This is a genomic window from Bradyrhizobium australafricanum (assembly GCF_020329495.1).
Taxonomy (GTDB): Bacteria; Pseudomonadota; Alphaproteobacteria; order Rhizobiales; family Xanthobacteraceae; genus Bradyrhizobium; species Bradyrhizobium australafricanum.
Window position 1 is genome coordinate 75,172 of the sequence record NZ_JAGKJL010000007.1, and the last position, 22,923, is coordinate 98,094.

A 22,923-nucleotide genomic window follows, 5' to 3' on the forward strand; every position below is an offset into this window, starting at 1 on the left:
GACCTCAGGCCTGGGTGGCGCGGATCAGGTCGACGACGGCCTTGGCCTCGGGCCGCGCCTTGATGAAATTGTCGGTCTGCGGCAGCACGCGCTTGCGGTATGCCTCCTTGTCGCATTCGACGACGGTGACGCCCTTCTCCACCAGCGCCGCCAGCGCCTCCTTCTCCACCGCAAGGCCGTGCGCGCGGGTGTCGATCGCGGCCTTGTTCGCCGCGTCGAGAAAGCCTTCCCGCAGCTTGGGAGCCATGCGGTTGAAGCTGGTGTCGCTGAAATAGACCGCGAGCGGCGAGAAGATGTGCTGGGTCAGCGCATAATGCTTCGCGGTCTCGTAGAACTTGCTCGCCAGGATCGTCGGCGGATCGTGTTCGAGGCCGTCGAGCACGCCGGCCTGCAGCGCCGTATAGATCTCGCCGAACGCCAGCGGCGTCGCGGCGGCACCCATCAGCCGCAGGCATTCGGTGATGATCGGATTGGGCAAGGTGCGGATTTTCAGGCCGGCAAGATCCTCCGGCGTCTTCACCGGCTTCTTCGCCAGCACGCTGCGCGCACCGAAATTATAGGCCCAGCCGATGATGTGAATGCCGGCGCCCTTGAGCAGCGCAGCCTCGATCGGCTTCGCCGCGCCGGCGTCGAACGCCTTGGTCTGCTGCTGGAAGCTGGTGAAGAGATAACCGAGGTCGAAGGTGCCGACCAGCGGCACGAGATTCGCCGAGATCGACGAGCCCGACACCATCAGGTCGATCACCCCGAGCTTCACCGAGTTGATGACGTCGATCTCCTGGCCGAGCTGGTTGTCGGGGAAGAAGGTGACCTCGATCTGCTCACCGAGCCCGTTCGCCTTCAGGCTCTTGACCAGATTGTCGTAGTAGACGCGGCCATTGGCGTATTTGGGATCGTTCGGAAGCGACGACGAGCATCGCACTTTCATCACCGCAGCCTCGGCGCGGCCGATGATGGCGGGCGCGGCGGCAAGCCACGCGGTCGCTGCGACCGACGACTGCAGCACAATGCGGCGGCTCACGCGGTTCGACGTCATGTTGGTGCTCCTCCCCGGGGACGGATCTTTATTGTGTTGGCCACCCGCCTGACGGCGTGAGCTTGGCAGCCGATTTGTCATAATGTATGACAAAACGGATACGGTTGTGCAAGGGCGCGGCTCGGCGGCGGCGCAGGCTGCAACCGCAGCGAGGCCCTCGATGTTCCAGACATCCAACGCGTTGCGTCGGAGCGTGCACAGCCAGGTCACCGACCGCGTCGGCAGCAGCATCGTGCGCGGCGAGGTCGGCGTCGGCGAAACGTTGCCACCGGAAATCCGGATCTGCGAGATGATGGACGTCAGCCGCACCGTGGTGCGCGAGGCGATCCGCACCTTGACCGGCAAGGGCCTGATCGAGTCGCGGCCCAAGAGCGGCACGCGGGTTCGGCCGCCCGAGCAGTGGAATCAGCTCGATCCCGACGTGCTGCGCTGGCACCTCGAGACCGCGGAGATCGACCGTTACCTCGCCAAGCTGTTCCAGCTGCGCGCCGCGGTCGAGCCGGCCGCGGCAGCGCTCGCGGCGACTTATGCCGAGGAGGTCGACGTCGCGCGCATCCGCGCCGGATGCGACGGCATGGACGCGGCAAAGACCAACGAGGAGTTCGTCGCCGCCGACATCGCGTTCCACCAGGCGATCTATTTCGCCACCCGCAACGAATTCTTCTGGCCGATCGCGCAGATGTTCGATATCACGCTGCGCCAGAGTTTTACGATCGCAGCGCCGGGCTCGCACCGTCCGCGGGCGCTGCGCGAGCACCGCGCGGTGCTGGACGCGATCGCCGCCGGAGATGCGGAGACGGCGCGCACAGCCACGGTCGTGCTGCTGACGAATTCCGCCGACGACCTGGTGCGCATTCGCGGCAGGGAGTTCGAGACGCCACGTCCAGCCAAGCGCCGATGATGTTGGTGACTGCGGTCGTGATGCGCTCACTGCTTCCACATGGTCGTCCTGGCGACAGCCAGGATCCATAACCACCGCAAGTGGTTGTGACCGGGATCATGGCCCCAGCGTCGCGCAAGACCTGACATTTGGGGTAATGGGTCCTGGCTTTCGCCAGGACGACATCGAATATGGGGCGCGCCCTACATCCCAATCGTCGTCCCGGCGAAAGCCAGGACCCATACGCCGCGGCCGATGTTGTCGGTGAGACTCGTCGTTCCAGCGTCGCGCAACCTAGCTCAGCGGTGGTTATGGGTCCCGACCCCCGTGTGCAATTGCGCATTAGGCCGGGACGACAGCGAATGTGTGGTGCCGCTTGCAGGTCAAAAATCCGCATCAGTGATTGACGCGTGAGCGAGGCACCGCCGGAAGGGTTCCCTCCCCCTTGCGAGAGTGGGAGCCGCGCGGCGTGCTCGCCTCACCGTCATTCCGCGCCTGCCACGAGAGTCGACCCGCACACGGGCCTGTGACCATAGTTGAAGGCTGCGACGACGAAACTTCTGGATTGTTGGCCTCGTAGACGCCAAGACAGGAGCGCTATTCTGCGAAGGTTTCATTGATGCACGACGTCTCGATCCCGGCGGCCCTGATCGCCGGTCTGGTCAGCTTCCTCTCGCCCTGCGTGCTGCCGCTGGTGCCGCCCTATCTGATCTATTTGACCGGCGCGACCATCGAGCAGGTCAACCAGGACGGCGCCACCGCGGCCTCCAAGCGCGCGGTGATGACGGCGGCGCTGATGTTCGTACTCGGCTTCTCCACCGTGTTCGTCGCGCTCGGCGCCAGCGCGTCCTTTGTCGGCGGGCTGGTGCGCGCCTGGTCGGCCGAGCTCTCGATCCTGGCGGGCATCGTCATCATCATCATGGGCCTGCACTTCCTCGGCGTGACCCGGATCGGCCTGCTGATGCGCGAGGGGCGGCTGACCGCGCCGAAGCCGGTCGGGCTGTGGGGCGCCTACGTCATGGGCCTGGCCTTCGCCTTCGGCTGGACGCCATGCATCGGGCCGATCCTCGCCGCGATCCTCTCGATCGCGGCCGCGGAGGCCACGGTGACGAAGGGCGCCGGCCTGCTCGCGGTCTATTCCGCCGGGCTCGGCATCCCGTTCCTGCTTGCGGCCTTCATGGTCAAGCAGTTCTCCTCGCTGTTCGCGCGGATGAAGCGCCATCTCGACACCGTCGAGCGGGTGATGGGCGTGCTGATGGTGGTCACCGGCATCGGCTTCCTGACCGGCGCAGTCTCGAGCGTCAGCGTCTGGCTGCTGGAAACCTTCCCGGCGCTGCAAAATATCGGCTAGGCCTGCGCGCCGGCGCAGGCTGCCGTCGGCTGGCTTTTGGCCGCGCGATGTCGGACTATCGAGAAATCGTCGCAATCCTCACGGGGCACCGATGGGCCAGGATCGTCAGACACGCGCCAGCTGGCCGGTCTTCCGTTCGCTCAGGTCGTTCCGGCCAAGCGACCTGCCGGGTGACCTGATCGCCGGGCTGACGCTCGCCGCGATTGCGATCCCGGAGCAGATGGCGACCGCGCGGCTCGGCGGCTTCTCGCCGCAGATCGGCTTCTTCGCCTTCATGGCCGGCTCGCTCGGCTTTGCGATGTTCGGTGCCAACCGCTTCCTGTCCTGCGGCGCCGACTCCTCGATCACGCCGATCTTCGCCGGCGGCCTCGCGCTGATGGCGACCGCCGGCTCGCCGGACTATCAGGCGCTGGCGATGGCGCTGGCGCTGATGGTCGGCGCGATCATGATCGCCGGCAGCCTGTTCAAGCTCGGCTGGATCGCCAATTTACTGTCGACGCCGGTGACGGTCGGCTTCCTCGCCGGCATCTCGGTCCACATCCTGGTCTCGCAATTACCCGGCGTGCTCGGCCTGACCACGCCGGACGGGCCGACGCTTTACAAGCTCGGGGTGCTCACCGAGAAGATCGGTCAAACCAATTTCTACACGCTGGCGATCGGCCTCGGCGTGCTGGCGCTGGTCGCCGGATCGGAGAAGATCAGCGCCCGCATTCCGGGCGCGCTGATCGGCCTTGTCGTGGCCACCGTTGCCGTGATCGCCGGCCATCTCGAAAGCAAGGGCGTCAAGGTGGTCGGCACCGTGCCCGGGACGCTGCCGACGCCATCGTTTCCGGACATCGCGCCGGAGCGATGGATCAAGCTGTTGTCGCTGGCGATCCTGATCGCGGTTGTCGTCATGGTGCAGACCGCGGCGACGACGCGCTCGTTCCTGTCCGATCCGGACAAGCCGGCCGACGTCGATCGCGACTTCCTCGGCGCCGGTGCCGGCAGCCTGCTGTCCGGGCTGTTCGGCGCCTTTCCGGTCAACGCCAGCCCGCCGCGGACCGGCATCGTGTCGGAGACCGGCGGACGCACGCAACTCTCGGGGCTGTTTGCCGCGGCCATCGTGCTCGCGCTGCTCGCCTTCGGCGCAACGCTGCTGCGGCACGTGCCCGACGCGGCACTCGGCGGCGTGCTGCTGTTCGTCGCGCTGCGCATCATCCGCGTGAAGCAGATCGTCGCGATCTTCCGCCAGTCGTTCTACGAATTCCTGCTGGTGGTGGCGACGGCGGCCGCGATCATCGTGCTGCCGATCGAGCAAGGCGTCGCGGTCGGCATCGCCTTGTCGCTGCTGCACGGCATCTGGACCACGACGCGCGGCCAACTGGTCGAGTTCGTCCACGTGCCCGGCACCACGATCTGGTGGCCGACGGGCCCGCATGTCACCGGCGAGCACAAGCCCGGCATTGCCGTCGTCGGCCTGCAGGCGCCATTGTCGTTCCTCAACGCGGAAAGCTTCCACAGCGGCGTGCTCAAGGCCATCGGCGGGACGACGCCCAAGCCGCGGCTGCTGGTGATCGAGGCCAGCGGCATGATCGAGGTCGATTTCACGGCGGCGCAAGCGCTGCGCGACCTGTTTCGCGAATGCCGCGATGACGGCGTGACGGTGGCGGTGGCGCGGCTCGAATCCGAGCGCGCGCAGGACGCATTCGAGCGCTTCGGTCTCTACGAGGTGTTGCCGCGGGACCATGTCTTCCACAGCGTCGACGAAGCGGTCCGCACGCTCGGCGGGCAGGCGTAGAGGTTGATGGGATCCGTCCGTAGCCCGGGTGAGCGAAGCGATACCGGGGAAACCGTTCCCGCATATCGCTTCGCTCATGCGGGCTACGCACGATCCTCCGTCATTGCGAGCAAAGCGAAGCAATCCATCGTGTGGCATATGCGGAAGCATGGATTGCTTTGTCGCTATCGCTCCTCGCAATGACGGAGCTACAAATTTAGGGCGATTAAGCTGCGTAGCCCGGATGGAACGAAGCGCAATCCGGGATTTCTCGCGCGTTGATGAACCGTCCCGGATTTCGCTTACGCTCCATCCGGGCTGCCGGACGACCTCAGGCCTGCTCGCCCTCGAGCGTCGGATGCTCCCTCAAAACTTCCGCCTTGATCGAGCCCGCGTGGATGGCGCGCAGCAGCGCCCGCCCCGTCTTGATGTTATTGGCCTTCATGCAGAGACCGACGATCTCGCGCACCGCGGAATCCCGCACCAGCTCGTCGGAGATCCTCATCGCAGTCTCCATCGCGACCTTGGCGGCACGCTCGTAGCGATCACGCTCGATCTGCTGCTTCTTCGCTGAACGCTTGTCGGGCGAGCCGACCGCCTCGGCACAGCCGGCGGCATCGCGGCAGATCGCACGGATCCGCTGCGCAGCTTCGATGTCGCCGAGCGGGTGCGCGACGGGATCGTCCCAGATATCCTTGTGCTCGTCCTTGCTGAACCACCACATCGCCGCACCTTGAAAGCGCGGCAAACATAGCTGGCCTTGGCGCAACCTGTGAACCGCAGAGTCTACTCGGTGCCGAGCAAGAGGTGCACACTATGGCCTGGCGGCCACACCCGCGGCCGGTCCGCGCGCGAATTGATGTCGAACCCATGGAATAAAGCCCGTTTCGGTTCTGATTGCGTCAGAGCCGAGGCTGCGGGGCTTTCGCTTGCCGCGTTTTCACGCGAACCGACGAGGCTCTAGGCCGATCGTTTCGGCCCGATCGCCTCGAACTGCGCCTTTTGCTCATCGCTGAGCGTGGCGTAGAAATTCTCAAGCGCGGCACGGACGTCCTTGACCGACTGCAGCATGACGTCGAGCCGCTTGGCGACGAAGGCAAGACGTGCGGGCGGGGTCATCGCCTCGTTGGTCTGGCACGCGGCCTTCAGCTTCCGCGCGGCGTCGGCGGTGGCGTCCTGCAGCGCCTGAAGCGCACCGCGTTGGGCGTCGCTGAGCTGCAGCCGCGCCTCGATCTCGCCGGTCGGCCATTCCTGCATCGCCGGCTGTGCGGCGCCGCAGCTCTGGGCAACCGTCGCGTTCGGATCGCGGGCTGCGGCTTCCTTGCGCTGGTTCTCGGCGAGCGCGTTGAGCCGCGCCTTCTGCTCGTCATCGAGCAGGCCGTAGAACTTCTCCATGGGAGGCTTCACGATTCCGACTGCGGTGACCATCGCTTCGATCCGCTGCTGCATGGCGGCGAGGCGGTTCGGCGCCGTCAACACCACCTGCGCGGGACATGCCGCGCGAATGACCTGGGCAGCCGCGAGCGACGCGTTGCCGAGCTCGCCGAGCGCCACCGATTGCGCTTCGGTCGGCTGCACCGCATCCGCGATCTGATCTACCGGCAGGCCGGCGACCGAACGGCTGTCATTGCCGCACATCTGCTCGATACGCCCGCCGCCGCGGTAACGGCGGCCCGTCCGGCGCTCCGGCAGATAGCCCCTGAGATCGTCATACCCATAAGGCCCGAAGATGCCGGCATAGATGTCCGGATAGCCGTAGCCCCAGAATCCGATGTCGTCGCCCCAGATCGCGTAGTCGTAGATGTCGTTGTACGCGAACGGCCAGAACAGCGGGCCAACCCAGCCGTAGCCGCCGCCGGGATGCTGCCACCAGCCGTTGGCGACAGTCCCGCCGTGCCAGCCGGCGAGCGCCGCGGCCGCGGCGATCTGCGCGCGCGCTGCCGGGTTGCTCAACAGCCGGCCGTTGCGCAATGCGCCGTTGCGCGACAGCGAGTTGAACGTATTGCGCATATGGCCCGGTGCGATTGCGGCATTGCGCATCCGGCCGAAATTGCCGCCCCCGCGCGACGCGAAGGCGCCATGGCCGGCGAACCCTGATCGCGAGATCGCGTGCGAGCGGCCGAATCCGCCATGATGGCCGCCACCGAAATGCATGTGGCCGAAGCCATGCCCGCCACGTCCATGGCCACCACCGTGCCCATGGCCACCGCCATGTCCATGGCCGCCGCCATGCCCTCCGCCATGGCCGCCACCATGTCCACCGCCGCCTCGGGCGATCGCGTCGCCCGACAGCGCCATCGCAAGCACCACGACCGCAATTCCGATTGCCCGTCCGATCACGGCGTCCTCCCTCCGCGCACCACGCACGTCGCGGCAACACAGCGCAGCACAAGAGAGACGCCGGGCGGGCGGAAAAGTTCCGCGCGTGACACGCGCCGCGCGCGGGCTCGCGAACGCTCCGCGGCGTGACGACGCTCAGGCGGCCGGGACGATCTTCCCGGGATTGAAGATGTTTTGCGGGTCGAGGGCCTGCTTCAGCGCCCGCATCGCGTCGAGCGCCTCCGGGCCGAGCTCGGCCTGCAAGTATTTCTGCTTGCCCTGGCCGATGCCGTGCTCGCCGGTGCAGGTGCCGTCCATGGCCTGGGCGCGCTCGACCAGGCGGTGCATGAACTCCTCGCCGCGCGCCATCTCGCCCTTGTCGTTGACGTCGCAGAGCAGCGAGCAGTGGAAGTTGCCGTCGCCGACATGGCCGACGATCGGCGACAGCAGATTGAGCCGCTGCAGATCCTCCTCGGTCTCGGTGACGCAGTCCGCGAGTCGCGAGATCGGCACGCAGACGTCGGTCGCAACCACGCCGATGCTGTCGCCGGGGCGCAGCGCCTTCACCGACCAGTAGGCGTCGTGCCGGGCCTGCCACAGCTTGGTGCGGTCTTCCGGCTTGGTGGTCCAGGTGAAGTCGCCGCCGCCGCATTCGGCGGCGATGTCGCGGAAATTCTTCGACTGCTCCGCGACCTCGACCTCGCTGCCGTGGAATTCCAGCAGCAGCAGCGGCGTCTCCGGCAGCGACAGCTTCGAATAGCTGTTGCAGGCTTTCACCTGCGCGGCATTGAGCAGCTCGATCCTGGCGACCGGAATGCCGGTCTGGATCGCGAGGATTGTCGCCTGGCAGGCGCCACGCACCGTGTCGAACGAACAGGCCGCCGCCGCGATCGTGTCGGGAATGCCGCGCAGACGGATGGTCAGTTCGGAGATGATGCCGAGCGTGCCTTCGGCGCCGACGAACAGATGCGTCAGGTCGTAACCGGCCGACGACTTCTTGGCGCGCGTGCCTGTCGTGATGATCTCGCCGTCGCCGCGCACCACCTTCAGCGCCAGTACGTTCTCGCGCATCGTGCCGTAGCGCACCGCGTTGGTGCCGGAGGCGCGTGTCGAGGTCATGCCGCCGAGCGAGGCATCGGCGCCGGGATCGATCGGAAAGAACAGGCCCTGGTCGCGCAGATGCTCGTTGAGCGCCTTCCGCGTCACGCCGGGCTGGATCACGCAGTCGAGGTCCTCAGCATGGACCTCGAGCACCTTGTTCATGTCGCGCAGATCGATGCAGATGCCGCCCACGGGCGCGTTGACCTGACCCTCGAGCGAGGTTCCGGTACCGAAGGCGATGACCGGCACGCGATTGGCGGCGCAGATTCGCACCACGTCCTGGATGTCAGCGGTTTCCTGCGCCATCACGACGGCGTCCGGCGGCTGGGTCGGCAGCCATGTGGTGGTATGGGCGTGCTGCTCGCGCACCGCCTGCGACGTGACGAGCCGGTTGCCGAACCGCGCCGCCAGCGCGTCGATCGCGCGCTTCAGGGCCTGCGGATCAGGTCGCGTCACATTGCCCGAAATCGTTGTCGCCACGTCAAATTTCCTCCCACCTTTAGCCGACCGTGGCAAAGCTTGTATAAGGGGTCAAGAGAGCCTGACTTGAAAAAGTGGACGCCGGAGTCACAGAAAAGCTCATGCTCGAACGCCAACGAACCGGGGACGGATCATGACTTCAGCGACTGCCACCAGCGAGATGCCGCTTCCATCGGCTCCGTTCAGATCCTCGGTGATGCAGATCGAGCCGCAATGGATCGACTACAACGGCCATCTCAACATGGCCTACTACAATGTGATGTTCGACCGCGCCATCGACGAGATGTGGCTGCAGCTCGGCATCGGGCCGGACTACATGAAGGCGCGGCACTGCTCGACCTTCACCGCCGAGTGCCACGTCCGCTACCTCAGGGAGATTCATCTCGGCGATCCCGTGCAAGTCCAGGTCTACCTGCTCGGCGCCGACGAGAAGCGGCTGCACACGTTCGAGGAACTGCGCCATGCCACCGAGGGCTGGCTCTCCGCGACCTCGGAAAACCTCACGCTGCACATCGACATGGCGGCGCGCAAGGTGGCGCCGTTTCCGCCCGATATCCGCGCCCGTGCGCAAGCGATCGTGGACAGCTATGCGGGCGTGCCGCGTCCCGAGGGCATCGGCCGCAACGTAGCGATGCCCTCGGCGAAATAACTTGGCGTTTTGAGGCGAAGCGGCCGCCGGTTGGCGGCCTCGCTAGACCCTTGTGCGGCCGCGCACCAATCCGACCACTGCCGACACCAGAAACAGGATGACGGCGATGAAGAAGATCGCCTTGGCGATTTCGACGGAGGCGCCGGCGATGCCGCCAAAGCCCAAAATGCCCGCGATCAGGGCGATGACCAGGAACGTGACGACCCAGCTCAGCATGATCAAAACTCCGCTTCGTTTTCCCTGTTGTTGCTTGGCGCGGATCTCTGCCCAGCGCCGCACCTGTTGAACAATCCGGCGGGGAAATGCTGGTTCCTGAGCATGAAACCGCGAAATTTTCGCCGATTTCCGGAACCGGGATTGAGTGTGGGCTGCTGCCAAAAGCGTTCCCGCCAGCCGCGATAAAACCTGTCAAAACGGCCGATCAGGCCCTATATGGCCTTCAATCCCTGTTAAGAAGGCTCCCCTTCACCATCCTGCGGTGCCATCGTGGGGCCGAGACGATTCGCCAATGACCGAGCCGAGCAAATTGCCCCATCACGGCGTTCCCGAGCACCAGCCGGCGGCTGGCGGCATCGCCGCGCGTGCGCGGGCGGCGGCCGGTCCGCAATATCTGAACGGCCTCAATCCGGAGCAGCGCGAGGCGGTCGAGACGCTCGACGGCCCCGTGCTGGTGCTTGCCGGCGCCGGCACCGGCAAGACACGCGTCCTGACCACGCGCATCGCGCATATCCTGAGCCAGGGCCGCGCGCGGCCGCACGAAATCCTGTCGGTGACTTTCACGAACAAGGCGGCGCGCGAGATGAAGCTGCGGCTCGGCCAGATGCTCGGCCAGGCGGTCGAGGGCATGCCGTGGCTCGGCACCTTCCACTCGATCGGCGGCCGCATCCTGCGCATCCATGCCGAGCTGGTGCAGCTGAAATCCAACTTCACGGTGCTCGACGTCGACGACCAGGTGCGGCTGTTGAAGCAATTGCTGCAGGCCGAGAACATCGACGACAAGCGCTGGCCGGCGCGGATGCTGGCCGGCCTGATCGACGGCTGGAAGAACCGCGGCCTGTCGCCGTCGCAGGTGCCGGCGGGCGAAGCGGCCTCGTTCGGCAACGGCAAGGGCGGCAAGATCTACGCGACCTATCAGGAGCGGCTGAAGATCCTCAACGCGGCCGATTTCGGCGACCTGCTGCTCGAGAACATCCGCCTGTTCCGCGAAAATCCGGATGTGCTGCGGCAGTACCAGAACCGCTTCAGGTTCATCCTGGTCGACGAATATCAGGACACCAACGTCGCGCAGTATCTGTGGCTGCGCCTGCTGTCGCAGGCGCCGTCGCGGCCGGAGCGACGCCTTGCCGACGTCATTCCGGGAGCAACCAACGCGCCAGTCATTCCGGGGCGCCTCGAAGAGGCGAACCCGGAATCCCGAAGCAATGAGGACCCAACTCGAGATTCCGGGTTCGCACCTGGCGGTGCGCCCCGGAATGACGAGGAAAACGTCACCACGCAACAACCCCTCAAGAACATCTGCTGCGTCGGCGACGACGACCAGTCGATCTATGGCTGGCGCGGCGCCGAGGTCGACAACATCCTGCGCTTCGAGCACGATTTTCCCGGCGCCAAGGTCATCCGCCTCGAGCGCAATTATCGCTCCACCGGCCACATCCTGGCAGCGGCCTCGCATCTGATCGCGCATAATGAAGGCCGGCTCGGCAAGACCCTGCGCACCGAGGATGTCGACGGCGAGAAGGTCACCGTCACCGGCTCCTGGGATTCGGAAGAGGAAGCACGCGCGATCGGCGAGGAGCTCGAGGAGCTGCAGCGCGCGGGCGAAAACCTCAACGACGTCGCCATCCTTGTGCGCGCCTCGTTCCAGATGCGCGAGTTCGAAGACCGCTTCGTCACGCTCGGCCTGCCCTACCGCGTGATCGGCGGCCCCCGATTCTACGAGCGCGCCGAAATCCGCGATGCGCTGGCCTATTTGCGCACCATCAATTCGCCGGCCGACGATCTCGCCTTCGAGCGCATCGTCAACGTACCCAAGCGGGGGCTCGGCGACGCCACCGTGCAGCTGCTGCACGACCATGCCCGCAAGCGCCGCATTCCGCTGTTCGAGGCGGCGCGCGCCGTGGTCGAGACCGACGAGCTGAAGCCGAAGGCGCGCGGGTCGTTGCGCGATCTCGTCATGCAGTTCGACCGCTGGCGCGCCCAGCGCGAGGTCACCTCGCATACCGAGCTCGCCGAGATCGTGCTCGACGAGAGCGGCTACACCGAGATGTGGCAGAAGGACCGCTCGGCTGATGCCGCCGGCCGGCTGGAGAACCTCAAGGAGCTGGTGCGTTCGATGGAGGAATTCGAGAACCTGCAAGGGTTTCTCGAACATATCTCGCTGGTGATGGACCGCGACGGCGAGGCCGGCGACGAGGCGGTGTCGCTGATGACGCTGCATTCGGCCAAGGGACTGGAATTCGACAACGTGTTCCTGCCGGGCTGGGAGGAAGGCTTGTTTCCGAGCCAGCGCACGCTGGACGAACAGGGCCGCGCCGGGCTCGAGGAGGAGCGCCGCCTCGCCCATGTCGGGCTGACCCGCGCCCGCCGCCGCGCCAAGATCTATTTCGCCACCAACCGCCGCATCCATGGCACCTGGTCGACCACGATCCCCTCGCGCTTCCTCGACGAGCTGCCGGCGCACAATGTCGAGATCACCGAATCCAAGGGCGGATCGGGCTGGGGCGGCAGCGGCGGCTACGGCGCCTCGCGCTTCGACAACCTCGAATCATTCGGCTCGAGCTATTCGACCCCGGGCTGGCAGCGCGCCCAGGCCAACCGCAACCGCGGCGGCGGGGGCCGAAGCGGCAGCGGCTTCGAGGAGCGGCAATCCTCCTTTTCCTCCGAAAGCTTCAATCGCACCAAGCGCGGCCCGATGGTGATCGAAGGCGAGCTGGTGGCGAAGTCAACCGGCACAACGTCGGAATTTTCGCTGGATGACCGGGTGTTTCACCAGAAATTCGGCTACGGCCATGTGGTGAAGATCGACGGCAACAAGCTGACCATCGCCTTCGAGAAGGCCGGCGAGAAGAAGGTGGTCGACAGCTTTGTGGAACGGGTGTGACATAGCGACCTTCTTTGGCGGCCTTCCCTGTTCGTAGCCCTTGACCCCAGTTGATTTCATGGGTTGAGATGGCCCCATGGTCCGGGGGAGGTTTTTCCTTTTTGTCATCGCGCTCACTGCGCCGTCGCTGGCGGTCGCGGAGACGATGAGCTTTGGCGATTCGGCAGCGCAACTGGCCAAGGCCTGCGGCGCCGACATCACCGCGAACTGCCGCGGCGTCAATCTCGACTCCAACCGCCTCAAGGAATGCCTGTCGCGCAACCGCGACGTGATATCGCCGCAGTGCAAGGAGAGCTACTTCTCCACCCTCGATGCGATCCAGAAGCGGATCGCGGCGCGCGTCACCGTTGCGAACGCCTGCACCCGCGAGATCGTCAAGGTTTGCGGCGGCTCGACCAAGGAGACCAGCAAGTCGGTGCCCTGCCTCGTCAGCGCCAAGGGCCTCAGCCGCAACTGCGCCCAGGCGATCAATGACGCGGGGTATCAATGATGCGGCTGTCGAGGCGAGGCTTGCGCGATCCTGGCCTTTTGGCCCTGCTGGGCACGCTGGCTTTGCTGGCGATGCCGATTTCACTGGGTCGTGCACAGACCGCCATCACGCGCGACGACGTCATCGCCAAGCTCAATCATTTTGAGACAGACGCCGAGATCGATGTCCCCGCGCTGCGCCAGCAGGTGGCCGAACGATCGAAGTCGCGATCGAAGAACGAGCCGCCGCCCTCGAAGCGGCCGCCGATCGCTCCAGATCTGACCAAGCTGCCGACGTTCAACGTCGACATCGCGTTCGACGTCGACACGCCGATCGTGCTGCCGGAATCGTATCAGACGGTCGGGCGGATCGCCGATGCGCTGACGCACTCCTCGCTGCTGCCCTACACCTTCCTGATCGTCGGCCACATCGAATCGACCGGACGACGCGAGAACAATGTGCTGCTGAGCCAACGGCGCGCCGACGCGATCCGCGACATCCTGGTCAACACCTTCAAGATCACACCGAAGCGCCTGCAATCGGTCGGGCTCGGCGAAGAGCAATTGCTCGATCCCGCCAAGCCCAACGCGCCGGTCAACAACCAGGTGCAGATCATGCTGGTCGCGAAGGTCGCCGACAGCGCGCCGCCCGCGCACCCTGCCCCGGCGGCCGCCGCCAAGAAGCCGGCGAAGTCAGCGAAGAAGCACTAGCCTGATCCGCTCACTTTAACGCGGCATGATTCGGACCATTACGTCCGGATCGCTTGGTTCTCGGAATTGCCATGTTGACCAACAGCCGCGATATCATTCGGCGCCTGGAGCGAGAGGGATGGAGTCTCGTCCGCGTTGCCGGTTCTCACCACGTCTTCAAGAACCCCCGATCGGGCGAAACGCTGGTCGTTCCGCACCCCAAGAAGGACTTGGGAAAAGGCTTGGTGCGTGCCATTTATAGGGGAGCGGGCTGGAAACCCGATTGAGGCACACCTTGGCTCACTACGTTGCCATCATTGAGGACGCCGGACCGGACTACGCCGTAGGCGTCTGGTTTCCGGACCTGCCCGGCTGCACGTCCGCGGGCGATGATATCGACGAGGCTTTGCGCAATGCCCCTGAGGCGCTGGAGCTCTATGCCGAGGGCCTAAGGGACGATGGACAGGAACTGCCCCGTCCCCGGACATTGACCGAGCTGAAGGCAGACCCCGAAGTCGCCGACGACCTGAAAACCTACATGGTCGCCTTGGTCGAACTGCCCGTCAGAGCGCACGCCGCGGAATAAATTTCTGCCCTGGCGGGCGATTGCAGAACGGATTGTCCGTCCCTATCTGCGCTTGACCCGCATCTTGCCCGCCCGGGCCCCAATCCGCGCGCGCCCTTCCCTCACGCTTTCGATCCTCCATGTCGCCGATCATTTCCGTATCCAATCTTTCAAAAACCTATGGCTCCGGCTTCAAGGCGCTGAAGGGCATCAATCTCGATATCGTCAAGGGCGAGATCTTCGCGCTGCTCGGGCCGAACGGCGCCGGCAAGACCACGCTGATCAGCATCATTTGCGGCATCGCCAATCCGAGCGAGGGCCGCATCACGATCGGCGGGCACGACATCATCGCCGACTATCGCGCGGCGCGGTCGATGATCGGGCTGGTTCCGCAGGAACTGCACACCGACGCGTTCGAGTCGGTGTGGGCGACCGTCAGCTTCAGCCGCGGCCTGTTCGGCAAGCCGAAGAACCCCGCCCATATCGAGAAGGTGCTGCGCGACCTGTCGCTGTGGGACAAGAAGGACGACAAGATCATCACGCTGTCCGGCGGCATGAAGCGCCGCGTGATGATCGCCAAGGCGCTGTCGCACGAACCGCAGATCCTGTTCCTCGACGAGCCCACCGCCGGGGTCGACGTCGAATTGCGCAAGGGCATGTGGGAGGTGGTCCGCACGCTGCAGGCTTCCGGCGTCACCATTATCCTCACCACGCACTATATCGAGGAAGCCGAGGAGATGGCCGACCGCATCGGCGTCATCAACAAGGGCGAGATCATCCTGATCGAGGACAAGGCGACCTTGATGCAGAAGCTCGGCAAGAAGGAGCTGACCCTGCAGTTGCAGAACAAGCTCGAGGCCATTCCCGATGTTCTGTCTGCCTACAATCTCGAATTGTCCGACGATGGCCGCACCGTGACCTATGACTACGATACCAAGGGCGATCGCACCGGCATCACCAGCCTGCTCAACGATCTGCGCAATGCCGGCATCCGCATCTCGGACCTCGATACCAGGCAGTCGTCGCTCGAGGATATCTTCGTCAGCCTCGTGAGGGCGCCATGAATTACCGCGCAATCCGGGCCATCTATCTGTTCGAAATGGCGCGCACCTGGCGCACGCTGCTGCAGAGCATCGTCTCGCCCGTGGTGTCGACCTCGCTGTATTTCGTGGTGTTCGGCGCCGCGATTGGCTCGCGCATCACCGAGGTCGAGGGCGTCAGCTACGGCACCTTCATCGTGCCGGGACTCGTGATGCTGTCGGTGCTGACCCAGAGCATCTCCAACGCCTCGTTCGGCATCTACTTCCCGAAATTCGTCGGCACGATCTACGAGATCCTGTCGGCGCCGATCTCCTATTTCGAGATCGTCATCGGCTATGTCGGCGCCGCCGCCACCAAGTCGATCATCCTCGGCCTGATCATCCTGGCGACGGCCGGGCTTTTCGTCCCCTTGCATATCCAGCATCCGGTGTGGATGCTGACCTTCCTGGTGCTGACGGCGGTCACCTTCAGCCTGTTCGGCTTCATCATCGGCATCTGGGCCGACGGCTTCGAGAAGCTGCAGATGATCCCGATGCTGGTGGTGACGCCGCTGACCTTTCTCGGCGGCAGCTTCTATTCGGTGAACATGCTGCCGTCGGGCTGGCGCACCATCACCCTGCTCAATCCCGTGGTCTATTTGATCTCCGGCTTCCGCTGGAGCTTCTACGAGATCGCCGATGTCAGCGTGCCGCTGAGCCTCGGCATGACCGTGGGATTCCTCGTGGCCTGCATGGCCATCGTGGCGTGGATCTTCAGGACCGGCTACCGGCTGAAGAACTGACTTGCAAGCAAGTCATTCCGGGGCGCGCCTTAGCGCGAACCTCAGATGCGCAATTGCGCATCGGGGAATCTCGCGCCGTCACTTCGAGATTCCGGGTTCATGCTTCGCATGCCCCGGAATGACGCTCGCCGTAGCCCGGATGGAGCGAAGCGCAATCCGGGACCTTATCGCCAAGCCTGCAGAACCCGGATTTCGCTTCTCTCCATCCGGGCTACAGGTTCTTCAACGATCAATAGCAGTGGAAATGGCCGTGGCGGTAATAGCCGCGGCAGCGGTGGCCACGGCGGTAACCGCGATCGGGGATGCCGAACACGCCCTTGACCGCGCCCATGGCGCCACCGACACCGGCGCCGCCCACCGGGCCTGCGACCCGATTGCCCTCATAGGCGCCCTCATGGGCGCCGCGGACGATGCCCTGGGCATGACCGGCATGGGGGACTGCGACCAGCGTCAAAGCGAGGGCTGCGGCCGCAAGCAGGAGCCGCGCGGAGAGGCCGGCTGGGACGACGGCCGCGGTCTTCACCTTGGTGTTGTTCATCTGGATTCCTTGATGCGCGGCGCGGACGCGCCGCCGGGCGGGGATTTGTTAAACGCCCATGCGGCCAAATGGTTGCGTGTCGGAGACCAGTTGGACCGTGGTCGCGGCCTGCTCGCGAAAAAGTCAGCCCGCCGTGACAGGCAGGCCCGGCTTCGGCCTTGTTTGCGCCGCGCGCGGGATTAACCATGGCAATTGATCACGGCCTTGGCCCGCCACTGGAACCAAGTTCGGATTCCGTGCATATTGATTGCTGGGGACGGAGAGCCGCGGCTTCGCGAGCAGGCCTGGAGGCCAAAGGTAAAATGCGTTCGTTCCTTATTGCGTTCACTTCCGTGATGCTCTTCACCGCCGGCGCCGCACACGCCAAGGTCGATATCACCATCGACAAGGACAACCAGCAGATGACCGTCGCGGTCGACGGCGTCGCGCGCTATCACTGGCCGGTCTCGACCGGCATCCCGTCGCGCGAAACGCCGAACGGCAGCTTCCGCGCCTTCCGCATGGAAGAGGATCACTACTCCAAGGAATTCGACGACGCGCCGATGCCGCACTCGATCTTCTTCACCAAGATCGGGCACGCGATTCACGGCACCGACTCGGTGAGCCGCCTCGGCTCGCCAGCCTCGCATGGCTGCGTGCGGCTGTCGCGCGACAACGCAACCACGCTTTACTCCCTGGTCCAGAAGGAAGGCGTGCTCAACACCACCGTGACGCTGACCGGCTCGTCGCAGGTCGCGCTGGCGCGCAATCCGCGTGGGCGCAATGGCACCGCCGTCGCCCGCCGCGCGCCGCAGCAATATGACGAGCAGTACGGCACCGCCGCCGCCGGCGATCCGGTCGTGCTGACGCCGCAGCCGCGAGACTATCCGGCGCAGGCCCGCACCGATGACGGCTACATCTATCCGGCCGAAGGCAGCTCGACCGATCGCCGCTATCCTGCACCGCCGTCAAGCCGCCGCGTCTACGATGCGCAGGCCTATGGCCAGCAGCAGCAGCAGTACTACGGCAATCAGGGCTACGCACCGGCGCCGCAGGGCTACTACCAGCCGCGCCCCGCCTATCAGCCGCGCGGCTTCTACGGCAACACCTATCAGGATTAGTGTGCTGAATGCGAAGTTCGTGCGATTTCGCGGCAGCCACTTTCACGAACTTCGCATTCATAAAGCACACTAGAATCATAAGTTTGCTAGTGTCCTTATCGAATCCGAAGTTCGCTCCGAAGGTGCGGCAAATGATGCGAACTTCGGATTCGGGACACTAGAGCGTTTTCGAGCGAAGTGGGCGCCGGTTCGCGTCAAGAAAACGCGTCAAAAGAAATCTGCCGCGCGCTCCTCGTCCGCTGACGGCGCCGCAGGCAGCGCCGTCAGTTCACGCTCCCCTCACCCGCTTGTGACCGTCGGAAAGGCCGCCCGTCATCGTGCGCCGTGGCCCGTCGTCGCGTCGTCATCTGATTGTAAAACTAGCCCGATATTCGGCGGCACAAGCGCCCGCCTGGCCCCTGGAGGCCGATTCACGCGGCATGCCCGATGAAATCAGGGCGAGAAGCGCGGGTCACGTAGGCAAGATCAGAGGTCGACATGAAACGGGGCATCATTGTCCTTTGCCTGTGCGTCGTGGCGATGGCCGCTTATTTCACGACGGACAGATGGGCCATCCGTCACACGACGCTGACGTTCCACGACGTTCTGCGCGACGACCGCGACGTCACGGTCGAGGTCGCGGTGCGCCGCGACCGGCAAATGCAGGCAATGGCCGAGATGATCGAGCTGCCGGTCGCGATCTTGAGCCACGGCAACACCGTCAAGAACACCGAGTACTCGTTCCTCACCAATTTGTTCGCGTCGCGCGGCTACCTCGTGGTCAGCATTCAGCATGATCTCGACACCGACGCGCCGATGGTTACCAAGGTCGGCGAGGAATATGTCGGCCGCCGCATGCAGTACAATCGCGGCGTCTTCAACATCATGTATGCGATCGACGAGCTCAAGAAGGTCTATCCGAACGCAAACTATCGCCAGCTGACGTTGATCGGCCATTCCAACGGCGGCGACATCTCGATGTTCTTCGCCAAGCAGCATCCCGACCTGGTGAAGAAGGTCGTCACGCTGGACAATCTGCGCGTCCCCTTCATCACCGACGGCAGGATCAAGATCCTCTCGTTCCGCTCCAGGGATCCGGTGTTCAAGGCCGATCCGGGCGTCGTGCCCGACGACGAGACCTGTGCGAGACTCGGCATCAAGGTGGTCAGAACCGAATTCCAGCACAACGATCTCAGCGATCGCGGCCCGGACAGCGCGAAGTCGTCGATCCAGGCCGGCGTGGAGCAATTCCTCGACGAGGATGCCGGCCAGAGTATGCCGACGATGCCGCTGCTCGCTGCCTCGACGCCCGCCTCCGCGGGTGCGGCGCCGCCAGAGAACAAATAATCGCGTCGCGCTGAAGGCGAGCTGGCGCTCCTCCGGTGCTGCCGGACAGCTCTCCGTTCCGGTTGAATCGGAACGGAGCTCCAGCTTCTTGCTTTGACACTAAGCGCGCGCGTGGCGATAGCCGGTGGCAACGAGCCAGATTGCGGAAAGCAGGAAATAGAACGCGCCGAAGCCCGCATAGGGAGCGACGTCAAGAATGGTCGGCGCAACGGTACCGACGGACTGGCTGATCATGTAGCCGCCGGCGAGTGCCGACTGTGCACCACTCAGGATCATCGCCCATTGCGCACCATAATGACGCCAGCGCCTGACGCCGGTGTACAATTGCAGCACGCCCGCGAGGATCGCCCAAACCCCGAACACGGCCAGGACGGCATAGTTGCTGTGACTGAGCGCCACGATGACGGCGAGCGTCGTGATCGCGCTGACCGCGACATTCAAGGCCTGGGACGGGTTGGCCTTCAGGTCGCCATTGACCCGGGCATCAGCCAGATTGGCGATGCCGTCCCACGCCGGGTAGATCACGAACAGAACCGCGGCGGGGCCGGCTTGACCGCCGAACAGAACGGCGGCGGCGACCCAGGCGACCGAGAAGATGGCGCGCCCGAGATAATAGGATCGCAGCCAGGTGGATTGGGTCGAAAGGTGGCTTTGCATTGACAGGGCTCCTTGTTGTCTTCCTACTAGTAGGTAGCTGCCGGGTTCCAGTCAATCTGGCGCTCGGACGCCCTGTGTGGAGAGGAAGGCCTTGATTTATCTTGGGGATTTACCTACTGGAAGGTAGACATGACGTGAACGTGATGACTTCGACTTCTGAAAAAATTCTCGACGTCGCGCAGCCCCTCATTGTCGCGGGCGGCTATAACGGCTTCAGCTATGCCGATATCTCGGATGCCATCGGCATCCGGAAGGCGAGCATCCACCATCACTTCCCGACCAAGGCCGAGCTGGTCTCGGCGCTGGTGGATCGCTACCGGCAGCAGACCGAGCTGGGCCTGAAGTCGCTTCGGGAGCAATTCGCAAGCCCGGCCGACCAACTGCAGGCTTACGTGAACTTCTGGCAGGCGTGCATCGGCGATGCCTCGCTGCCGTTCTGCGTCTGCGCGATGCTTGCCGGCGAGATGCCGATGCTGCCGGACGAGGTCGCATCGCGCGTGCGCGCCCATTTCCATCATCTTGCGGGATGGCTCAGCTCGGTGCTGCAGGCCGGCGCGGAACAGCATCTGTTCCGGCTGGACCAGCGGCCGCACGAGGAGGCCCAGATGCTGATGGCATCGGTTCATGGGGCAATGCTCTCGGCGAGGGCTTTCGACGATCCCGGAATGTTTGCCGCGATCGTCAAGCCCCAGCTCGCAAAGCTGCTGGTCGCGGATCGCTAGGCTATCGGGCGACAGATCGCTTTACTGCTCGCCGTCGCGCAGTCGGCGGTACACCGCTCCCAGCACGTTCGAATAGTCGTCGGTCCAGACCCGCTGCTTCTCGTCGGCTTCGGTCTCGGTCCAGACATCCGACGATGCGAGCTTGCCGACGTCTTCCTCTTCGCGCGCGGAGACCACGACCGAGGTCGAGAAGATATACTCGTTGTCGCGGCCGGAATCCTCGCTGTAGACCCAGCTCTTCATGTCGTTGGCGTCGGCGATGCCGACCACGACGCTGGCAAGCTCGAGGTGGCGATTGGAGACGTGCATCACGACGGCGCCCTGCGGCGCCAGCTTCTCCTTGTAGATCGCCATCGCCTCCTCGGTCGCGAGATGGATCGGGATCGCGTCCGACGAATAGGCGTCGACGATGATCAGATCGTAGGCGCCGTCCGGCTCCTTGGCGAAGGTCAGCCGCGCGTCGCCGATGACTGGCTTGAGGTTCGGCTCGCAGTTCTGGATGTAGGTGAAGTATTTCGGATCGCGCGCGGTATCGACCATCGACTGGTCGATCTCGAAGAAGCGCCAGTCCTCGCCGGGGGCCGACGCGCAGGTCAGCGTCCCCGAACCGAGCCCGATCACTGCCACTTTCAGCGGCGCGCCCTTGCGCTCGCGGATTGCAGTGATCGCCCGCCCGATGCCGCCGTCCATGTGATAATAGCTGATCGGTTCGGGCTTTCCGGCGACCGGCGTGCCGTCATCGTTCTTGAACTTCTCGGCGCCATGGATCGTGGTGCCGTGCATCAGCACGTGATACTGCCCGTTCGGCGTCACCACGATCTTGTGTACGCCGAAGAAGCTGCGCACGGTTTCGACGCGGCCGTCGTCGGATGGATAGGCACGCAGCACCACCAGCGCGACCACCACGGTGGCGAAGATCTTCCAGCGATTGGCGTTCAGCGCGAGCGCCAGCAGCGCCGAGAGCACGCCGACCGCGCCGATCACCCAGACCCGGTGCACGTCGAACCAGTTGAAGATGTCGCCGGCCGAATAGCTCGGCGCGATCAGCGCCACCGCCAGCACCGCGAGGAACGGCCAGTACCAGGCGCTCCAGCGCGGCAGCCGCTCCGCGCCGCCGGGCGGACGGCATAGCGCCGCGAGCGCCAGCAGGATCGGATATTCGGCGACCCACGAGAAAGTAAAGGGCGCAATAAGCCCGGCGAACAGGCCGCCGACCATGCCGCCGAACGACAGCGCGACGTAGAATCCGGTGAGATATTTCGCCGCCGGGCGGGTGCGCGCGAGCTCGCCGTGACAGGCCATCGCGATGATGAAGAAGCAGAGCTGATGGCCGCCGAGCGTGAGCAGCAGGTTCTGCTCGCCGCCGACCGCAAGCAGGATCACGACCCCGGCAATCGCCAGCGGCTGCGCCAGCAGCATCCATTTGTGCGGCAATAGCGGCCGCGACTGGAACACCAGCACCCAGGTCAAGAGATACAGCGACAGCGGCAGCACCCACAGCAGGGGCGCGGCGGCGACGTCGGTCGAGATATGCGCCGTCACCGCGATCAAGAGGCCGGACGGCACCGCGGCGAGGAAGATCCAGCGCGCCCGCAGCGGCCAGGACGGCGCCGGCGCATTGGCGTCATCGACCTGCATGTCGAGCGCGGCGGCATTGGCCGGCGACCGCAACAGCAGCATGCCGCAACTCGCGATCAGAATGATCAGCAGACCATAACCACCGGTCCAGATCAGGTTCTGGGTGCGCAACGTGAACATCGGCTCGAGCAGCACCGGATAGGACAAGAGCGCGAGGAAGCTGCCGATGTTCGAGGATGCGTAGAGGAAATACGGATCGGGACCATTGGGATGTCCGGTGCGCACGAACCAGGCCTGCAGCAGCGGATTGTTGGCGGCGAGCGCGAAGAACGGCAGGCCGATCGAAACCGCGAACAGGCCGAGCAGCCAGACCGCATAGCCGGACGTCGGCGGCTCGCCCCAGCCGCTCCTGATCGCCAGCGGCAAGGTCAGCAACGCGACGACGAGCAGCACCAGATGCACCGCGACCGGCGCAATACGGCCGTTCAGCTTCATCAAGAGATGCGCATAGGCGTAGCCGCCGAGCAGCAGCGACTGGAAGAACACCATCGCCACCGACCACACCGCCGGCGAGCCGCCGAGCCGCGGCAGCACCATCTTGGTGAACAGCGGCTGCACCGAGAACAGCAACAGGGCGCTGACGAAGATCGCGGCGGTGTAGACAACCAGCACCAGCCGGTTGCGCGAGGCGGTCGGCTCAGACGGCATGAAAGCTCCGGCATGGACCCGGCGGGCGCCGGAGGCGGACGGTCCGGTGGCACCCCACCGGAGGATTTCAGTTG

Annotated in this window: 22 protein-coding genes; 14 read left to right on the forward strand and 8 right to left on the reverse strand. The window is 64.9% G+C overall.

Annotated elements, in window-relative coordinates; translation table 11 throughout:
- Positions 1-4 precede the first annotated feature (4 nt).
- Entirely contained in the window at positions 5-1,036 is a 1,032-nt protein-coding gene (locus J6525_RS08755) for a TRAP transporter substrate-binding protein (protein WP_225643670.1), read from the reverse strand.
- Positions 1,037-1,196: 160 nt separating this feature from the next.
- On the opposite strand from J6525_RS08755, the gene J6525_RS08760 reads away from it, so the two are divergent.
- The 3 genes from J6525_RS08760 (at position 1,197) to J6525_RS08770 (ending at position 5,047) form a co-directional block, all read left to right on the forward strand.
- The gene (locus J6525_RS08760) at positions 1,197-1,937 is read left to right on the forward strand and encodes a FadR/GntR family transcriptional regulator (protein WP_225643673.1); all 741 of its coding nucleotides are present in this window, start codon (positions 1,197-1,199) and stop codon (positions 1,935-1,937) included.
- A 598-nt stretch (positions 1,938-2,535) separates the two neighbouring features.
- Positions 2,536-3,267 (forward strand): cytochrome c biogenesis CcdA family protein, encoded by a 732-nt coding sequence (locus tag J6525_RS08765; protein WP_016846251.1) that lies wholly within the window; start codon positions 2,536-2,538, stop codon positions 3,265-3,267.
- 91 nt (positions 3,268-3,358) lie between these two features.
- On the forward strand, positions 3,359-5,047 hold the full coding sequence (locus tag J6525_RS08770; protein ID WP_225643675.1) for a SulP family inorganic anion transporter: 1,689 nt from the start codon (positions 3,359-3,361) through the stop codon (positions 5,045-5,047).
- 310 nt (positions 5,048-5,357) lie between these two features.
- On the opposite strand, the gene J6525_RS08775 is transcribed toward J6525_RS08770, so the two are convergent.
- From J6525_RS08775 to J6525_RS08785, 3 genes are all read right to left on the reverse strand, one after another.
- Positions 5,358-5,750 (reverse strand): hypothetical protein, encoded by a 393-nt coding sequence (locus tag J6525_RS08775; RefSeq protein WP_092088648.1) that lies wholly within the window; start codon positions 5,748-5,750, stop codon positions 5,358-5,360.
- A gap of 236 nt (positions 5,751-5,986) precedes the next feature.
- The gene (locus tag J6525_RS08780; RefSeq protein ID WP_225643677.1) at positions 5,987-7,366 is read right to left on the reverse strand and encodes a Spy/CpxP family protein refolding chaperone; all 1,380 of its coding nucleotides are present in this window, start codon (positions 7,364-7,366) and stop codon (positions 5,987-5,989) included.
- Between the two features lie 135 nt (positions 7,367-7,501).
- Entirely contained in the window at positions 7,502-8,926 is a 1,425-nt protein-coding gene (locus J6525_RS08785) for an FAD-binding oxidoreductase (RefSeq protein ID WP_225643679.1), read from the reverse strand.
- Positions 8,927-9,086: 160 nt separating this feature from the next.
- Here J6525_RS08785 and J6525_RS08790 point away from each other — a divergent pair, with 160 nt between their 5' ends.
- A complete protein-coding gene (locus J6525_RS08790) occupies positions 9,087-9,575 on the forward strand; it encodes a thioesterase family protein (protein WP_225643837.1) in 489 nt (162 codons plus the stop codon).
- Between the two features lie 42 nt (positions 9,576-9,617).
- On the opposite strand, the gene J6525_RS08795 is transcribed toward J6525_RS08790, so the two are convergent.
- Positions 9,618-9,791: a DUF1328 domain-containing protein gene (locus tag J6525_RS08795; RefSeq protein WP_016846258.1), complete on the reverse strand. Its 174-nt coding sequence runs from the start codon at positions 9,789-9,791 to the stop codon at positions 9,618-9,620.
- Between the two features lie 292 nt (positions 9,792-10,083).
- On the opposite strand from J6525_RS08795, the gene J6525_RS08800 reads away from it, so the two are divergent.
- From J6525_RS08800 to J6525_RS08830, 7 genes are all read left to right on the forward strand, one after another.
- Positions 10,084-12,675, forward strand: coding sequence for an ATP-dependent helicase (locus tag J6525_RS08800; protein WP_225643681.1), 2,592 nt, complete (start codon positions 10,084-10,086; stop codon positions 12,673-12,675).
- A gap of 76 nt (positions 12,676-12,751) precedes the next feature.
- Positions 12,752-13,165 (forward strand): hypothetical protein, encoded by a 414-nt coding sequence (locus J6525_RS08805; RefSeq protein WP_225643683.1) that lies wholly within the window; start codon positions 12,752-12,754, stop codon positions 13,163-13,165.
- Entirely contained in the window at positions 13,162-13,854 is a 693-nt protein-coding gene (locus J6525_RS08810; RefSeq protein WP_376708459.1) for an OmpA family protein, read from the forward strand. Before J6525_RS08805 ends, J6525_RS08810 begins: the two co-directional genes overlap by 4 nt.
- Positions 13,855-13,925: 71 nt before the next feature.
- Positions 13,926-14,120: a type II toxin-antitoxin system HicA family toxin gene (locus tag J6525_RS08815; RefSeq protein WP_028342157.1), complete on the forward strand. Its 195-nt coding sequence runs from the start codon at positions 13,926-13,928 to the stop codon at positions 14,118-14,120.
- A gap of 8 nt (positions 14,121-14,128) precedes the next feature.
- The gene (locus tag J6525_RS08820; protein ID WP_225643684.1) at positions 14,129-14,419 is read left to right on the forward strand and encodes a type II toxin-antitoxin system HicB family antitoxin; all 291 of its coding nucleotides are present in this window, start codon (positions 14,129-14,131) and stop codon (positions 14,417-14,419) included.
- 119 nt (positions 14,420-14,538) lie between these two features.
- Positions 14,539-15,462 (forward strand): ABC transporter ATP-binding protein, encoded by a 924-nt coding sequence (locus tag J6525_RS08825; protein WP_225643686.1) that lies wholly within the window; start codon positions 14,539-14,541, stop codon positions 15,460-15,462.
- Entirely contained in the window at positions 15,459-16,220 is a 762-nt protein-coding gene (locus tag J6525_RS08830) for an ABC transporter permease (RefSeq protein WP_028342160.1), read from the forward strand. The genes J6525_RS08825 and J6525_RS08830 overlap by 4 nt, the downstream gene beginning before the upstream one ends.
- A 229-nt stretch (positions 16,221-16,449) precedes the next feature.
- Here the strand turns inward: J6525_RS08830 and J6525_RS08835 are convergent, their stop codons facing one another.
- Positions 16,450-16,758 (reverse strand): hypothetical protein, encoded by a 309-nt coding sequence (locus J6525_RS08835; protein ID WP_225643688.1) that lies wholly within the window; start codon positions 16,756-16,758, stop codon positions 16,450-16,452.
- Between the two features lie 302 nt (positions 16,759-17,060).
- Here J6525_RS08835 and J6525_RS08840 point away from each other — a divergent pair, with 302 nt between their 5' ends.
- Positions 17,061-17,858, forward strand: coding sequence for a L,D-transpeptidase (locus J6525_RS08840; protein ID WP_225643690.1), 798 nt, complete (start codon positions 17,061-17,063; stop codon positions 17,856-17,858).
- Between the two features lie 477 nt (positions 17,859-18,335).
- Entirely contained in the window at positions 18,336-19,184 is an 849-nt protein-coding gene (locus J6525_RS08845) for an alpha/beta fold hydrolase (protein WP_225643692.1), read from the forward strand.
- 99 nt (positions 19,185-19,283) lie between these two features.
- Here J6525_RS08845 and J6525_RS08850 read toward each other — a convergent pair whose 3' ends face one another.
- Complete coding sequence (locus J6525_RS08850) at positions 19,284-19,841, reverse strand: DUF308 domain-containing protein (protein WP_225643694.1); 558 nt, start codon at positions 19,839-19,841, stop codon at positions 19,284-19,286.
- 134 nt (positions 19,842-19,975) lie between these two features.
- On the opposite strand from J6525_RS08850, the gene J6525_RS08855 reads away from it, so the two are divergent.
- Positions 19,976-20,563 carry a TetR/AcrR family transcriptional regulator gene (locus tag J6525_RS08855; RefSeq protein WP_225643696.1) on the forward strand — a complete coding sequence of 196 codons (588 nt, stop codon included), beginning with the start codon at positions 19,976-19,978 and terminating at the stop codon, positions 20,561-20,563.
- A 21-nt stretch (positions 20,564-20,584) separates the two neighbouring features.
- On the opposite strand, the gene J6525_RS08860 is transcribed toward J6525_RS08855, so the two are convergent.
- Positions 20,585-22,849, reverse strand: a complete 2,265-nt coding sequence (locus J6525_RS08860; protein WP_225643698.1) for a spermidine synthase — start codon at positions 22,847-22,849, stop codon at positions 20,585-20,587.
- Positions 22,850-22,923: the final 74 nt, after the last annotated feature.